General features: G+C 63.4%; 15 protein-coding genes. 5 read left to right on the forward strand and 10 right to left on the reverse strand.

Annotation, left to right across the window (positions count from 1 at the left end; all coding sequences use genetic code 11):
• Nucleotide 1: 1 nt before the first annotated feature.
• Nucleotides 2–1,234 carry a Zn-dependent hydrolase gene (locus EB815_RS26330; RefSeq protein ID WP_056563123.1) on the reverse strand — a complete coding sequence of 411 codons (1,233 nt, stop codon included), beginning with the start codon at nucleotides 1,232–1,234 and terminating at the stop codon, nucleotides 2–4.
• Nucleotides 1,231–2,439, reverse strand: coding sequence for a diaminopropionate ammonia-lyase (locus EB815_RS26335; protein ID WP_056563126.1), 1,209 nt, complete (start codon nucleotides 2,437–2,439; stop codon nucleotides 1,231–1,233). Before EB815_RS26335 ends, EB815_RS26330 begins: the two co-directional genes overlap by 4 nt.
• 100 nt (nucleotides 2,440–2,539) lie before the next feature.
• Here EB815_RS26335 and EB815_RS26340 point away from each other — a divergent pair, with 100 nt between their 5' ends.
• Nucleotides 2,540–3,019 (forward strand): Lrp/AsnC family transcriptional regulator, encoded by a 480-nt coding sequence (locus tag EB815_RS26340; protein WP_056563129.1) that lies wholly within the window; start codon nucleotides 2,540–2,542, stop codon nucleotides 3,017–3,019.
• Between the two features lie 82 nt (nucleotides 3,020–3,101).
• Nucleotides 3,102–4,244 (forward strand): flavin-containing monooxygenase, encoded by a 1,143-nt coding sequence (locus tag EB815_RS26345; protein WP_056563132.1) that lies wholly within the window; start codon nucleotides 3,102–3,104, stop codon nucleotides 4,242–4,244.
• 22 nt (nucleotides 4,245–4,266) lie between these two features.
• Here EB815_RS26345 and EB815_RS26350 read toward each other — a convergent pair whose 3' ends face one another.
• The 6 genes from EB815_RS26350 to EB815_RS26375 all read right to left on the reverse strand — a co-directional run bounded on the left by EB815_RS26350 (nucleotide 4,267) and on the right by EB815_RS26375 (nucleotide 11,214).
• On the reverse strand, nucleotides 4,267–6,375 hold the full coding sequence (locus EB815_RS26350) for a molybdopterin-containing oxidoreductase family protein (protein WP_056563135.1): 2,109 nt from the start codon (nucleotides 6,373–6,375) through the stop codon (nucleotides 4,267–4,269).
• Between the two features lie 212 nt (nucleotides 6,376–6,587).
• A complete protein-coding gene (locus EB815_RS26355; RefSeq protein WP_056565525.1) occupies nucleotides 6,588–8,465 on the reverse strand; it encodes an ABC-F family ATP-binding cassette domain-containing protein in 1,878 nt (625 codons plus the stop codon).
• Between the two features lie 136 nt (nucleotides 8,466–8,601).
• Nucleotides 8,602–9,051, reverse strand: coding sequence for a MucR family transcriptional regulator (locus tag EB815_RS26360; RefSeq protein ID WP_081294783.1), 450 nt, complete (start codon nucleotides 9,049–9,051; stop codon nucleotides 8,602–8,604).
• A gap of 161 nt (nucleotides 9,052–9,212) precedes the next feature.
• Nucleotides 9,213–9,416, reverse strand: coding sequence for a hypothetical protein (locus tag EB815_RS26365; RefSeq protein WP_056563138.1), 204 nt, complete (start codon nucleotides 9,414–9,416; stop codon nucleotides 9,213–9,215).
• The gene (locus tag EB815_RS26370) at nucleotides 9,409–10,332 is read right to left on the reverse strand and encodes a DMT family transporter (protein ID WP_056563142.1); all 924 of its coding nucleotides are present in this window, start codon (nucleotides 10,330–10,332) and stop codon (nucleotides 9,409–9,411) included. Before EB815_RS26370 ends, EB815_RS26365 begins: the two co-directional genes overlap by 8 nt.
• A 45-nt stretch (nucleotides 10,333–10,377) precedes the next feature.
• On the reverse strand, nucleotides 10,378–11,214 hold the full coding sequence (locus tag EB815_RS26375) for a hypothetical protein (RefSeq protein WP_056563145.1): 837 nt from the start codon (nucleotides 11,212–11,214) through the stop codon (nucleotides 10,378–10,380).
• A gap of 111 nt (nucleotides 11,215–11,325) precedes the next feature.
• On the opposite strand from EB815_RS26375, the gene EB815_RS26380 reads away from it, so the two are divergent.
• On the forward strand, nucleotides 11,326–12,285 hold the full coding sequence (locus EB815_RS26380) for a LysR substrate-binding domain-containing protein (protein WP_056563148.1): 960 nt from the start codon (nucleotides 11,326–11,328) through the stop codon (nucleotides 12,283–12,285).
• 67 nt (nucleotides 12,286–12,352) lie between these two features.
• Here the strand turns inward: EB815_RS26380 and EB815_RS26385 are convergent, their stop codons facing one another.
• Nucleotides 12,353–12,865: a DinB family protein gene (locus tag EB815_RS26385; RefSeq protein WP_056563151.1), complete on the reverse strand. Its 513-nt coding sequence runs from the start codon at nucleotides 12,863–12,865 to the stop codon at nucleotides 12,353–12,355.
• A gap of 66 nt (nucleotides 12,866–12,931) precedes the next feature.
• Here EB815_RS26385 and EB815_RS26390 point away from each other — a divergent pair, with 66 nt between their 5' ends.
• A complete protein-coding gene (locus tag EB815_RS26390; RefSeq protein ID WP_056563153.1) occupies nucleotides 12,932–13,624 on the forward strand; it encodes a glutathione S-transferase family protein in 693 nt (230 codons plus the stop codon).
• Nucleotides 13,625–13,706: 82 nt separating this feature from the next.
• On the opposite strand, the gene EB815_RS26395 is transcribed toward EB815_RS26390, so the two are convergent.
• Nucleotides 13,707–14,087 (reverse strand): DUF2934 domain-containing protein, encoded by a 381-nt coding sequence (locus EB815_RS26395; protein WP_244493889.1) that lies wholly within the window; start codon nucleotides 14,085–14,087, stop codon nucleotides 13,707–13,709.
• 411 nt (nucleotides 14,088–14,498) lie between these two features.
• Here EB815_RS26395 and ndk point away from each other — a divergent pair, with 411 nt between their 5' ends.
• Complete coding sequence (gene ndk, locus EB815_RS26400; RefSeq protein ID WP_010915217.1) at nucleotides 14,499–14,921, forward strand: nucleoside-diphosphate kinase; 423 nt, start codon at nucleotides 14,499–14,501, stop codon at nucleotides 14,919–14,921.
• The last annotated feature ends 48 nt before the right edge of the window (nucleotides 14,922–14,969 follow it).

The raw sequence follows: 14,969 nt of genomic DNA on the forward strand, positions 1-14,969 counted from the left end.
CTCACCCTTCGAGCTCGGCAAGCTCAGTGATCACATCAAGCAGGATGTTGGCGCCGGCAACAAGCTCGGCATCCTCGGTGTGCTCACGCGGGCTGTGGCTGATGCCCCCCGCGCTCGGCACGAAGATCATCGCCGCCGGTGCGATGCGCGCGATCATCTGCGCGTCATGGCCGGCGCCCGAGGTCATGCGCCTCGAAACGAGCCCGCGCTTCCTCGCCGCGGTCTCGATCAGTTCGACCACTCGGCCGTCGAAGACAACCGGTTCGAAGCGCGCGAGCCTTTCGACCGTCACGGCGATGCCTTCGACGGCGAGCCGTTGCAGAAAGGCGGCCAGCGCCGCCTCTTCCGCCTGCAGGCGCTGCTCGTCGGGATCGCGCAGATCAACCGTGAAGACGGCGCGCGATGGAATGACGTTGATGGCATTCGGTTCCAGACGCATCGTGCCGACTGTGGCAACGGTTGGTGCGTTGGACGCCGCTGCCCGGTCATGCAGGAAGGTGACGACACGTGCCGCGGCATATCCGGCATCGCGGCGCATCGACATCGGCGTGGTGCCGGCATGGTTGGCGACGCCATCGAGGGTGATGCGTTGCCAGGAGATGCCCTGCAGCGTCTCCACCGCACCGATTGGAATGCCTTCGCGCTCCAGGACCGGCCCCTGTTCGATATGCAGCTCGACATAGATGTGCGGCTTGAGAAAGCCCGGTTCGCGTTCGCCGGCATAGCCGATGCGGGCAAGTTCCTGCCCAAGCGTGCCGCCGTCGGTCCCGACAGCGGCAAGTGCCGCCTCGACATCGACGCCGCCGGCATGGACCAGCGATCCCATCATGTCGGGAGAAAAGCGTACGCCTTCCTCATTGGTGAAGGCCGCGACGGCGAGCGGGCGCGACGGCGACAAGCCCGACGCCTTCAGCGTCTCGATCACCTCCAGCCCGGCAAGCACGCCGTAGCAGCCATCATAGATGCCGGCGTCGATGACGGTGTCGATATGCGAGCCGATAAGCAGCGGCGCCTTGCCTGCATTGCCGGCGCTTTGCCAGATGCCGAAGATGTTGCCGATACGGTCGATGGCAACATCGAGCCCGGCCTGGCGCAGCCAGCCGACGAAGAGATCACGGCCTTGCTTGTCGGTGTCGGAAGCGGCCAGCCGGGTCAGCCTGCCCTCACCATCGCGGCCGATTGCGCCCAGTTCACGGATGCGGCCAAGCAGGCGCCGCGCATCGACCGCGATCATGGCGTTGCCTCGGCGGCAAGCTTGCCGGCCAGCACATCGGCCGGGCTCATGCCGACCAGTTCGGCATAGCGATGCGGGTCGGTGGCGCCTTCGGTGTTGATCACCAGCACCCGGGATCTGCCGTCGAGACCGAGATCGGTCTTGTTTGCGGCCAGCGCCCGGATCAGCCCGGCAAGGCCGACGCCGCCGCTCTCGCCGGAGACGATCACCGGATCGTCGCCGGCCGGCCGTGCCAGCCGCCGCATCACCGCGATGGCGTCGTCCTCGTCCACGGTCATGAAGGCATCGGCGGCGCGCGCCAACACGCGCCAGGCGACCTGTGAGGCCTCGTAGCATTCAAGCATCGCCATGACAGTCGGCTGGTCGTGTGCCGCCTTGACCACACGCCCTGCCACAGCGGCTGCGACGATGCATGCGGCACGCGCGGGCTCGACGACGGTAAAGATTGGCCTGGCTTCGCCGAGCACGATGGCGAGATGGCCAGCCGCAGCGGCGGCAATGCCGCCAACGCCGGCCTGGACGAAGACGTGGGTTGGCGGTTCGCTGAGCTGGCGCAGCGCTTCGCGCACGATCGCCGTATAGCCCTGCATCACCAGGCCAGGAATGCGTTCATAACCCGGCCATGACGTATCCGACACCACGGTCCAGCCTTTCTGGGCCGCGACTTCGGCGGCTTGCCGGACCGAATCGTCATAATTGCCGTCGACACGAACCATCTCCGCGCCATAGCGGGCTATTGCCGAGATGCGCTCGTCGCTGACCCCGGCATGGACAAAGATCACGGCCCTGGCGCCGGCAAGCTCGGCGCCTTGCGCGACGGAGCGGCCATGATTGCCGTCGGTGGCGCAGGCAAAAGTCATCTTTGCGGCGACCGAGCGAACGTCGGCTCGATCGAGATCACTGACATCGACAGAGCGGCCAAGGCGCTTGCCTGCCTGCTCCAGCACCAGTCGGAAGACAGCATAGGCGCCGCCCAGCGCCTTGAAGCTGCCAAGGCCGAGACGAAAGCCCTCGTCCTTGACATGCAACGCGCCAAGGCCGAGCTCACTCGCCAGTGCCGGCAGCGCGTGCAGCGGCGTCATCGCGTGGTTTTCACGGTGGGCAAGGAAGCGCTCGACCGTGTCCGCGCCCGTGATCCCGAGGGTTTCGGCATCCGTCACATCAAGCGGCTTACCGTGCAAGGCATTGCGATTGAGCAGGAACACTGGCGGCCTCCTTGGCGGCGAGAATATATTGCAAGGCGGGCGCAAAGAGCGCTGTAATTAGGCCTTCAAAATGCAAGTTTCTTTCGCCGGGATAGTTCCATTGCCTTCATCGCCGCTCCCGCTCGACAGTTTCGACCTCGCCATCCTTGCCATCCTGCAACGGGACAATGCCACGCCGCAGCGGCTGATCGGCGAAGCGGTGAACCTGTCGGCGCCAGCGGTGCAACGGCGCATAAAGCGCATGGAGCAGACCGGCGTCATCGCCGCCAATGTCGCGATCATCGAACCCGCGGCGGTCGGCCAACCCATCACCATCTTCGTCGAGGTGGAGCTGGAGAGCGAACGCACCGAACTGATCGATGCCGCCAAGCGGCAATTCTCCGAAACGCCTGAAGTGCAGCAATGCTATTACGTCACCGGCGAAGCCGACTTCATCCTGGTCATCACGGTGGCCGACATGGGCGCCTATGAGGCGCTGACGCGCAAACTTTTCTTCGGCAGCAACAATGTCCGGAAATTCCGCACCTTCGTCGCCATGGACCGGGTCAAGGTCGGGCTGACGGTGCGGTTGCCGGACTGACCCTTGCCGGCAGGCAGGGCTCCAGCCAGGCTCGCCATGCTTTTGACATTCTCAGGACGCGAACTGAGCGGCGGAGGCGCGCTTGGACGATACCACCCCGGTTGCGATCATCGGTGCCGGGCCGGCGGGCCTGGCTGTTGCCGCATGCCTGCGCCAGGCCGGCGTCGACTTCATCATCATGGAAAAAGAGCAGCAGGCCGCACCCGCATGGCGGCGGCACTACGAGCGCGTCCACCTGCATACCACCAAGCGCTATTCGTCCCTGCCGTTCGCGCCCTTCCCCAGGCATTATCCACGTTATGTACCGCGCGATCTCTTCGTCGACTATATCGATGCCTATGCGCAGCGCTTCGACCTGCGACCCCAATTTGGGGAAACGGTCAAAGCGATCGCCCGGGAGGACCAGGGCTGGCGTGTGGAGGCGACATCCGGTCCGTTGCGCGCCAGGCATGTGGTGATTGCGTCAGGCTACAATGCCGAGCCCTTGCGGCCCGGATTTACCGGCATCGACACCTTTACTGGCAAGACATTGCACAGCGCCGACTATCGCAATGCCATGCCTTTCGCCGGCCAGTCGGTGCTGGTCGTCGGCATGGGCAACACCGGCGCCGAGATTGCGCTCGACCTGGCGGAAAACGGCGCAAAACCGACGATTTCCGTGCGCGGCGGCGTTCATGTCGTGCCGCGTGAGCTGTTCGGCGTGCCGATCCAGATGGTCGGCATGGCGGCGCGGCTCGGGCCGCAACGCGTCAATGACGCTCTCTTCCCCATCATCCTCGACCTGGTGCTGGGCAGGCTGGAAAAATATGGGCTCAAACGGCCGGGACAGGGCCTGCTGCAACAGATTGCGGTCGCATCGCGCATCCCGGTGATCGATGTGGGCACCATCGACAAGATCCGCGAAGGCGCGATCAAGGTCGCGCCCGATATCGCCGAGATCTCGGAACGCGGCGCCCGTTTTACCGATGGCAAGCACGGCGAATTCGACGCGATCATCTTCGCCACTGGTTTCCGGCCGGGCTATGCCAAATTTCTCGAGCCCGGCATCCAGCCAGGCCGCAGTGGCGTCACCGCACAGGCCTCGGATCTCGGCCTCTACCTCGTTGGCTTCCACAATGCGGTCACCGGGTTGTTGCGCGAGATCGCGATCGAAGCCCAGGCGATCGCCGATGACATCCATCACCGGCTGAACAGAAAAAAGGCCACCGAAATCCTGCCGGTATAGTCGACCCAGCACCTTGCCCGGCTCAACTTGCCTTGCGCAGCCAGACCTTGTTGTCATGGAAGGCGGCGCCGCCATAGGGCGCCGGCGCATCGGCGCCGGTCAGCACGTTGATGCCCTCGCCGCGCTCATGCGCGCTGTTTGGCCAGATGCCTTCGGCAATCACCACGCCGCGCTTGATGCCGTCGAAGAATTTCGCGTGCAGCACCAGGTCGCCCCGCCGGTTGCCGACCTCGACACGATCGCCATCGGCAAGTCCAAGGTCCGCCGCATCGTCGGGATGCAGGAGGAGTGCCGGCCTGCCTTCCTTTTCCTTTGACACCGGCGTCTCGGCAAAGGTCGAGTTGAGGAAGTTGCGCGCCGGCGAGGTCGTCAGCCGGAACGGATGCGCCTCGTCGGCGACCTCGATCAGATCGACATGGTCGGGAAATTCCGGCAGGCGTTCCACCGGTCCGAACAGGCCCATGCTCTTCGGCGGCCGGTTTGGAGCCGCCTGGCCGGTCCAGTCGGCGCGGAAGCGGAATTTTCCATCCGCGTGGCCGAATCCTCCAATGAAATGCGCGCTCTCGAAATCAGGCTGCAGATCGACCCATTTCTGCTCTTTCAAGCTGTCGAAGCTGCCCAGCCCGCGCTTGCCGAGGATGATGTCGATGTGCTGCTGCTCGGTGAGGCCAAAGCCCGGGCGGTCGGCGACGCCGAGGCGTTTAGCCAGTTCCTCGATGACGAAATGATTGGTGCGCGGCCCTTCCGGCGGGTCGATCAGCTTGGGACCAAGCGTGATGTGCTGGTTGCCGCCGCCCTTGTAGACATCGTCATGCTCGAGGAACATCGTCGCCGGCAGCACGACGTCGGCCAGCTTGGCCGTGTCGGTCATGAACTGCTCGTGCACGCACGTGAACAGGTCGTCGCGCAGAAAACCCTGCTTTACCAGCCGCTGCTCGGGAGCGACATTCACCGGGTTGGTGTTCTGGATCAGCATGGCCGTCACCGGAGGTCCGCCATAGAGCGCGTCGCTGGCACCGGTCAGTACCGGGCCGATGCGCGAATGATCGAGATAGCGGATCGCTGGATCGCGCATCCTTGAGCCTTCCAGCACGTCCTGGTTGAGCTTGAAGATGCCGGAATTCGAATGGAAGGCGCCACCACCCTCATATTGCCAGCTGCCGGTGACCGCGGCGATGCAGGACGCGGCATGCATGTTCACCGCGCCGTTGCGCTGACGGGCAAAGCCGTAGCCCAGGCGGAAGTAGGTTTTCCTGGTCGTGCCAACCAGGCGGGCAAAGGCCTCGATTTCGGCCACTGAAAGCCCAGTGATCCCGGCTGCCCACTCCGGCGTGCGCGTCCTCAGATGCGCTTCCAAACCCTTCGGGTCATCGGTGTATTTTTCGAGATAGGCACGGTCGGCCAGGCCTTCCCTGAACAGCACATGCATGACCGCACAAGCCAGCGCTCCGTCGGTGCCGGGCTTCAGCACAAGGCCCATATCGGCCTGCTTCATGGTCGCGTTCTCATAGACGTCGATGACGACGATTTTGGCGCCGCGCTCCTTGCGCGCCCTGATGGCGTGGGTCATCACATTGACCTGGGTGACCACCGCGTTGGTGCCCCAGATCACCACGCAGTCGGATTTGGCCATCTCGCGCGGGTCGGGCCCGCGCAAGGCTCCCGCCCCCATCATCCAGCCGGTCCAGGCCAGATTGGTGCAGATCGACCCGAAGAAGCCCGAATATTTTTTGGCGTGGCGCAGCCGGTGGATGCCGTCGCGCTGAACCAGTCCCATCGTGCCGGCATAGAAATAGGGCCACACCGTCTCCGAGCCGTATTTCTCTTCGGCCGCGTTGAACTTTTCGGCGACGAGGTCGAGTGCCGCGTCCCAGCTCGCTTCCTTCCACAGTCCGTCGCCCTTGGCGCCGGCCCGCACCAGCGGCTTCAGCAAGCGGTCGGGATGATGGACACGGTCGGCGTAGCGGGCAACCTTGGCGCAGACCACCCCCGATGTGTAGCTATTGGCCTTGGCGCCATGGACGCGGCCGATGCGGTTGCCGTCAAGCAGTTCGACCTCGAGCGCGCAGGTCGATGGGCAATCATGCGGACAGGCCGAATGGCCGATGCGGAGCTTGGCGTGCTGGTTCATGGGGTGAGGTTAGCCGGTTCCAGACGTAGCGTGTAGGGCCAGATTTGCCGACAAGCTGCGTTTGGGAGATGTCTTTTCCACCTGCCATGGCGTGACGGTGGCTCACCGTCCCTTGATGGGAAGGGCGGCGCGCGGCGCCGGGGTTGGTGAACCGCCGCGTTGCCCCCACACCGCTTCGCGGATCGACCCTCCCCCTCGAGGGGGAGGGTAAATCACTCCGCCGTGCCTTCCTCATATTCAGCCGACATGGTCAGCCATTTTTCCTCGTGGCCGGCCAGCGTCTGGGCGAGTTGCGAGCGTTCCTTGGCCAGGCGTGTCGCGGTCGAGGGATCCTTTTCGTAGATCGCCGGGTTGGCCAACTCGTCCTCGATGCCGTCGATGCGCTTGCGGATGCGGTCCATCAGCGCCTCGGTGGCGCGGATTTCCTTGGCCAGCGGCTCGAAAGCGGCGCGGCGTGCCGCCGCATCGCGGCGGCGGTCGGCTTTTGACGCCTTGTCAGCCTCACGCTTGCCGCGGCGGTCACCGGACACGCCGGTGACCAGCGTCTTGTAGTCCTCCAGGTCGCCGTCATAAGGGTTGACCGCGCCATCCTTGACCAGCCACAGCCGGTCGGCGGTCGCCTCGAGCAAGTGGCGGTCGTGCGAGATGAGGATGACCGCGCCGGGAAACTCGTTGAGCGCATGGATCAGCGATTCACGGCTGTCGATGTCGAGGTGGTTGGTCGGTTCGTCGAGGATGAACAGGTTCGGCCCCTCGAAGGCCGACAGGCCCATCAGAAGGCGCGCCTTCTCGCCGCCGGACAGGTCCTTGGCGGGCGTATTCATCTTCTCGGTGGTGAGACCGAACTGGGCGACGCGGCCGCGCACCTTGGATTCCGGCGCTTCCGGCATTAGCCGGCGCACATGCTCGTAGGCATTTTCCTCCGGACGGAGATCGTCGAGCTGGTGCTGGGCGAAGATCGCCACCTTCAGCCCGGGCGCCACGGTCATGGTGCCGGTCTCCTGCTTGAGCCGGCCGGACAGCAGTTTGGCGAAAGTCGACTTGCCGTTGCCGTTGGCGCCGAGCAGCGCGATGCGGTCGTCGGCGTCGATGCGCAGCGTCATCTTCTTCAGGATCGGCTGGCCTTCGGTATAGCCGACATTGACGTTGTTCAGCGCAACGATCGGCGAGGCAACCGTCTTCACCGGTTCGGGAAAGGAGAACGGCCGCACCGAATCGTTCACGATGGCCGCGATCGGCTTCATCTTCTCCAGCGCCTTGATGCGCGACTGCGCCTGCCTGGCCTTGGAGGCCTTGGCGCGGAAGCGCTCGACGAAGGATTCCATATGCTTGCGGGCGGCCTCCTGCTTGACCCTGCCCTTTTCCTGCAATTCCTTCTGCTCGGTATACTGGCGCTCGAACTGGTCGTAGCCGCCGCGCCAGAAGGTCAGCTTCTTCTGGTCGAGATGAACGATCGAATTGACGGCGCGATTGAGCAGGTCGCGATCGTGCGAAATCAGAAGCACCGTGTGCGGATACTTCGACACATAGTTCTCCAGCCACAGCGTGCCTTCGAGATCGAGATAGTTGGTCGGCTCGTCGAGCAGCAGGAGATCTGGTTCCGAAAACAGCACGGCGGCCAGCGCCACGCGCATGCGCCAGCCGCCGGAGAAGGACGAGGCCGGACGGCGCTGCGCCGCATCGTCGAAGCCGAGGCCGGCGAGGATGGTGGCCGCGCGCGACTCGGCCGAATGCGCGTCGATGTCGGCCAGCCGCATGTGGATGTCGGCGATGCGGTGCGGATCGGTGGCGGTCTTTTCCTCTTCGAGCAGCGCCGTACGCTCAAGGTCGGCCTTGAGCACAATCTCGATCAGCGGCTCCTCGGTCCCCGGCGCTTCCTGCGCCACCTGGCCGATGCGCGTGTTCTTCGGCAGGCTGATCGAGCCTGTCTCGGAGGGAAAATCGCCGGTGATCGCCTTGAACAGCGTCGTCTTGCCGGTACCGTTGCGACCGACAAGGCCGGCCTTGGTGCCAGCCGGCAAGGTCAGCGAGGCATGGTCGAGAAGCAGGCGCCCGGCCATGCGGAGCGAAAGGTCATTGATGATCAGCATGGCCGCGCTTTTGCACCGGACATCGACGCTTCGCAAGACCTTGCGGACCGGTTGGCCGTACAAGGCCTGAAAACGGCGCCTGCGATCGCGCCGTCCAGCCGCCGATCAATGGCTCGCCGTACCGGCCGGCAAGGCCTCAGGCCGTGGCCTTGCCACGCTTTGTCGCCTTGGCGACAGTGGCCGGTGCAGCCGGCTTGCGGCCAAGTCCCGTCGACTTCGCCAGCGCCGACCGGGTCGCCGAGTAGTTCGGAGCAACCATCGGATAGTCCGGCGGCAAGCCCCATTTGGCCCGATAGTCGTCCGGGCTCAAACCATAGTCTGTCCTGAGGTGTCGCTTGAGCGACTTGAATTTCTTTCCATCCTCCAGGCAGACGATGTAGTCGGGAAACACCGACTTTTTCGGATTGACAGCCGGAACCAGGCTCGGGCTTTCCACGACGGCCGCGCCAGCCAGCTTGCGAACCGAGGCGCTGACGCTGGCAATCAGGTCAGGCAGGCCGGAAGCCGGAAGCGGATTGTTGCCGACATAGGCCGAGACAATATCGGCCGTCAGCTCGATAACGGTCTTATCCTCGATATTTGACAATTCTTTCACCTTCTTTGCGACAAAGTCATCCACCCCAGCGAAGACTTTTGTCGATGTATCTCTTTAACCGCGTCCCCCAACGGGCCGCCAAGCTCCAAAACGAATCAAGACTTGGCGTCAACTACTTTTATGGAAAATCGACGTCACGCAAATTAGAAAATCTAATACTTGGAGCCGGCAGACTTGGTTGTCCGGCCGTCGGCCAATATCTCAAGAATACGCTTCCATCGGGCACAGCGCCCGAAATCCTTCTGTTCAATCGCCTTCTCGGCCTTCATCGCCGCGTAAAGCGGTGCCTCGGCGCCGAATTCCTTGATCAGCCAGTGCGCTTCCTGCCTCGCGAGACGTTCATCTTCGTCAAACATGGTCTTGCGCCTCCGAACGTTCCAGCCCGACCGCTATGCAACTGCCGATGACAAGGACTGCTCCGGCGATAGCGGTCGTCGTCAGTCGTTCGCCGGACAGGGTCAGCAGCAACGTCGACGCGATCGGCGTGAGATAGGCGATGACAGCGACCTTGCCGCTGCCTTCGAGCTTCAAGGCGCGAGACCAGAGGTGGTAACCCAGGCCCATCGGGCCGGCGCCAAGATAGAGCCCAAGGGCCAGATCCACCCCGGTGGGCCATGCGACGCCTTCGCGAGCCGACCATAAAAGCGTCAAGGCGACGCCGACCAGCGACGAGGGCAGCAACAGCCGCTCGGGCGACGTAGCGAGCCGCCTCACCATCACCGAATAAAAGGCCATGCACAGCGCGGACCCGAAGGCGGCGAAATAGCCGACAAGATCGCCCTGGAACCAGGCGCTCTCACGCCCGCCCGAAATCACCAGTGCGACGCCGACGAACCCAAGGGCCGCGGCAAGCCCCAGCAAAGCCGGACGGCGCGGATTTTCGAACACGATCACTGCCGCGGCCACCATCAAGGGCCAAGTGTAGGCCACGAGATTGGCCTCGATTACCGGCATCGATGCAAAGGCGATGTATTGCAGCACCATGGTGCCGACCAGACCGATGAAGCCGACCGCGAGCGATGCCAACGCCGCCCCGGCCACCGGCGCGGACTTTTCCCGGCTCATCAGCCGGATGACGGCGAGGACCAGTGCAGCCCCTGCAAATTGCAGGAACTGCACCTGCGAGACCGGATGGTTGGCCAAGAGGGATTTGCCGACCAAGGCATTGGTCGACCACAAAGCCACCGCGCCGGCGGCGAAGACCAGCCCGGATAGCGAGCCTGACCCATGCCGAAGGAATCGGCATGGCGCTCTATCTCCAGGCTTGACCATGACCTTGTCCGAAAACCGGGTTCTACTTTTCGGAATCATGGTTCGCTACCATGAGTCCCGTGTCCCGCCTGGAACCTGTGCTTCGGCAGATGGGGCGGGCGTGGGATGCTCCGCCTCGAACCGGCGATAGGCAGGCAACTGGTTGGTCCAGACATCTTCGGCCAGTTCGTTGACCCACTGGCGGTCGTGGTCGTTGTCGGCGGCAAGATAGAACATGCGGTTGTCGTCGACATAGGGCTTGGCCACCGAACGCTGGTTGAGCACCAGTGTGACGCGCTCGCCGTACTGGATCGGCGCTGTGCGATGCAGGACGCCAAGGAACTGGCCGAGCGTCGCGTATTTCATCTTGTGATCGATGCGCATGATACGGTTGCGCGGGATTTCGCGTCCGGATTCGAGGATGGCGCGGCCGGTCTCGGAATCGTCGCAATAAATTTCGAGATGGCCGCCGACCAGCGGATCGCTGATCGACAGCGGAATGAGCTCGGTGACCGGAACGCCGTCGCAATGCCATTCGACGGCGCCATCCCTGGGATTCATGAAGGTGACGGTCGAGCCGACGATCGACAGCGGATAGGGCTCCAGCTTCGTGCCCATCATGTCAGACAGTCGCTCCAGGCGCAGCTTGTCGTGCAGCAATTCCTTGATTTCGGGGATGAAACGGTCAGCGCCGGTGATAAAGGTCAGGTCGAGATGCTTGTGCACAGCATGGCTCGCCTTGAGCTTCAGGGCAGCCTCCTCGATTGCGGCAAGCAGGGCCGGATCATAGCCATGAAGATACTGCGCAACGCCGAAACTCGACACTTTCCAGGCGGTTTCGTGTCCGATAATGGCCTCGCGGCTCATCGCATAGCGCAGTTCGGGTATGGTGTGTGCGTTCATTGTACTTCTCCAAGCGGGGGCAAACACTTGGTTAACAGTCGATTAAATTAGCCCCCCCTGTAAAATTAGGAATGCTAGTGCTACCGTAAGCCCAGCTTAAGGTCGAACCCAGTGCGTCTGCTCAGTCAGGTCAACCTCAATTCGCTGAAAATCGTGGAAAGTGCTGCAAGGCACGGCAATTTCACGCGCGCGGGCGAAGAGCAGTTTATCACCGCTTCCGCGGTCAGCCAGCGCGTCAAGAGCCTTGAGGACCAGCTGCGCTTCAAGATTTTCCAGCGCGGCGGCAATGCGGTGTCGCTGACGCCGGAGGGTGAGACCTATGTCTCGCGCGTTCGAGAGGCACTGGAGCGAATCGTCGCCGCCAGCATGGAAGCGACCGGGCAATCGCAGGAGCATGTGCTGAAAATATCCGTGCTGCCGACCTTTGCCGCGCGCTGGCTGTTTCCGCGCCTGCCGCTGTTTCAGCGGCGATATCCCGATATCGTGATGCGGGTTTCGACCTCCTACGCCACGCATGAGTTCACGACCTCCGATTTCGATCTCGAAATCCGCTATGGCGACGGCCACTTCAACGGGTTGCCATCCGATCTGCTGTTTCGGGAAGACCTGACGCCGGTGTGCAGCCGCAAGCTGTTCCATGAGGTTCTCGGCGACAAGCCGCTGTCGAAGGTGACCCCGGATGACCTCAAGCTCTTCACGCTATTGCATTCCGATACCTGCACCCAGAACTGGCAATCCTGGCTGGCTTTCTCCGGCGCCAGCTTCGTGCTCAGTGAGACCAAGAGCATCTATTTCGACTCGTGCATGATGTCCTACGAGGCGGCCAATGCCGGAATGGGTTTCGCCGTCGCCAACCGCGCCTACATGGCCAGCGACATCCGCGCCGAAAGGCTGGTCGCTCCCTTTGCCGTCCACCACCCGAACACGGCCGGCTGGTATTTCGTCTCCCCGCACAAGAGCCTGGCCGCACGCAAGGTGCAGCTGTTCAAACAATGGGTAATGGCGGAAGCGGCCTTGACGCAGCGCCAATTGGATAGCGAAATCAGAGACTTGGCTGCTGAAGCTGTCTGAAATTCGGATCGTCCCTCGATGACGGCGCGAGCCGCCAGCTCTCGAATCCAGAACGAAAACAACGGGATCAGGCGAAAGCCCTGCCCTCCTCCGTGCGCTGGAAATGCGCCAGATCGAGTTGCACGGAAGGGCGACCGAGAACCGTGAGGATCATATGCGCCTGACCGCGATGATGGGTCTGGTGGTTGAAGACATGAGCGAGCGCCGGCGCCAGGCGCTGCGAGACGGTGCGCATGTCCGATACGGTCATATAGGTGAAGCGGCCCGACAGCGCCTTGTCGCTCAAGCCGGCGAGCCAGTCGATGATCCGCCGATCCTCCGCCTCGCGCGCCGTCCTCAAATCGGGCAAGGTGCGATGCAGCACGGCGTCCAGCGCCGTCGGCGCGTCGCCTTCGCCGGTGAAGCGCTTCATCCAGATGCGATCGGCGGCGAGCAGGTGGTTGAGCGTGCCCATCAGCGAGCCGAAGAAGGCGCCGACATCGCGGTTGAATTCCTCCTCATCGAGATCGGTCGCCGCGGCATAGATGCGGCCATTGGCCCATTGATTGTAGGCCGCAAACATCATGAAGTGCTGTTTCATCTTTTCTCCCGCCGCCCGTCTCGGGGTGTCGCGAGCGATACCTAGACCGCAAAGGGACCCGCGCCAATGACCATTCTGCTTTATGATCTCGTCGGGCGTGACGAGAGCCGTCCGTTCAGCCCGCATTGCTGGAAGGCAACGATGGCGCTGGCCCACAAAGGCCTCGATGTCTCAACCGCGCCGACGCGTTTTCTCGAGGTCCCCACCATAGAAGGCGGCGCTTCGAAAAGCGTTCCGGTGATCCGCGACGGCGACAAGGTGGTCATCGATTCCTTCGCCATCGCGCTCTATCTAGACGAAGCCTATCCGGACCGGCCGACGCTGTTTGGCGGCGAAGGCGGCAAGGCGATGGCGCGCTTCATCGAGCGCTGGTCGCAATTGACCATCCATCCCTACGTCACCACGGCCGCGCTCACCGACCTCCATGCCATGCAGGACGAAGAGAACGCCGTGTATTTCCGGCAGAGCCGGGAGCAGCGCCTCGGCAAGCCGTTGGAAGATGTCGTCGCGGCACGCGACGGCGGATTGGCGGCGTTTCGGGCCTCGCTTGAGCCGCTGCGATCAATGCTGAGCTATCAGCCCTTTATCGGCGGTGCCTCGCCGCTGTTTGCGGACTATATCGTCTTCGGCGCGCTGCAATGGGCGCGCATTGCCACCCCTTATCAGCTGCTCGAAAACAGCGACGTGGCGGCGCAATGGTTCAGCCGCTGCCTCGACCTGCATGGCGGGCTGGGACGAAAGGTGGCGGCGGCGGCGTGACGGCCGCAAAACGCCCGCCCTGCCCGCAAGGCAGCTCGGGCGCCGTCAATCCGTGGCGAAGACCAGCTGCGGGATAGCAGGCTTACTTGGCCGCCTTCTTTGGCTTGCCGGTTTTCGGCTTGCTGGCTTTCGTGGCGGCCTTTTCTTCCTTGGGCGCGGCCTTGGCCTTGCCAGCGCCAGATGCCTTCCTGGCTGGCGTCTTGGCCGCCGACGGCTTGGCCGCGTCCTCCCGATCGATGTCGGCCGCCGCCTGGTGCCAATGGCGTTCGTGGTGACCGGCCGGTTGCCCTTCTTCCTGCCAGATCTGATGTGCGCGGTTGCGAATGCGCTCCTGACGATCGTCTGCCATGGTCATGTTGTCTCCATTCGGGCCGACTTCAGCGCGGCGCCGATACGCGACTATAGCAAGCAAAGCGTTGCTGTGCAGCCGTCTGATCCGGCCTAGGGGCTGCCGGCCCGACATCGAAGCACCTCGCCGGTCCGGCGCTCCGCGATGGGTGCTCTTCACGCGCGAGGCCAGGCAATTGGCTTTCCGTCCGCTTCGCGGACCGGTTCCCTGCCCTTCGCTATCGCTGCGGGCGTTCGTCGCTCGGAAAGCCAAGCAATTGGCTTTCCGTCCGCTTCGCGGACCGGTTCCCTGCCCTTCGCTGTCACTGCGGGCGTTCGTCGCTCGGAAAGCCAAGCAATTGGCTTTCCGTCCGCTTCGCGGACCGGTTCCCTGCCCTTCGCTGTCGCTGCGGGCGTTCGTCGCTCGGAAAGCCAAGCAATTGGCTTTCCGTCCGCTTCGCGGACCGCTCCTCACCCCTTGGCAATGGGTCGGGCGGCTTGTATAGAGCCCGCCACTCTCAATTCCATTCTCAGACAAGGACGACCCATGGCGCTCGAACGCACCTTCTCCATGATCAAGCCGGACGCAACCCGGCGCAACCTCACCGGCGCCATCACCAAGATGCTCGAGGACGCCGGCCTGCGCGTCATCGCTTCGCGCCGTGTGTGGATGAGCCGCCGCGAGGCGGAAGGCTTTTACGCTGTCCACAAGGACCGCCCGTTCTTCGGCGAACTGGTCGAGTTCATGTCCTCGGCTCCGACGATCGTCCAGGTTCTGGAGGGCGAGAACGCCATTGCCAGGAACCGCGAAGTGATGGGTGCCACCAACCCGGCCAACGCCGCCGAAGGCACCATCCGCAAGGTGCATGCGCTGTCGATCGGCGAGAATTCGGTGCACGGCTCCGACGCGCCGGAAACCGCCGCGCAGGAAATCAAGTACTGGTTCTCGGACACCGAGATCGTCGGCTGAGCCGACACTGCCAAGTCCTACGTGAAAAGGCCGGCACCTCGCCGGCCT

The organism is Mesorhizobium loti (assembly GCF_013170705.1).
Taxonomy (GTDB): Bacteria; Pseudomonadota; Alphaproteobacteria; order Rhizobiales; family Rhizobiaceae; genus Mesorhizobium; species Mesorhizobium loti_D.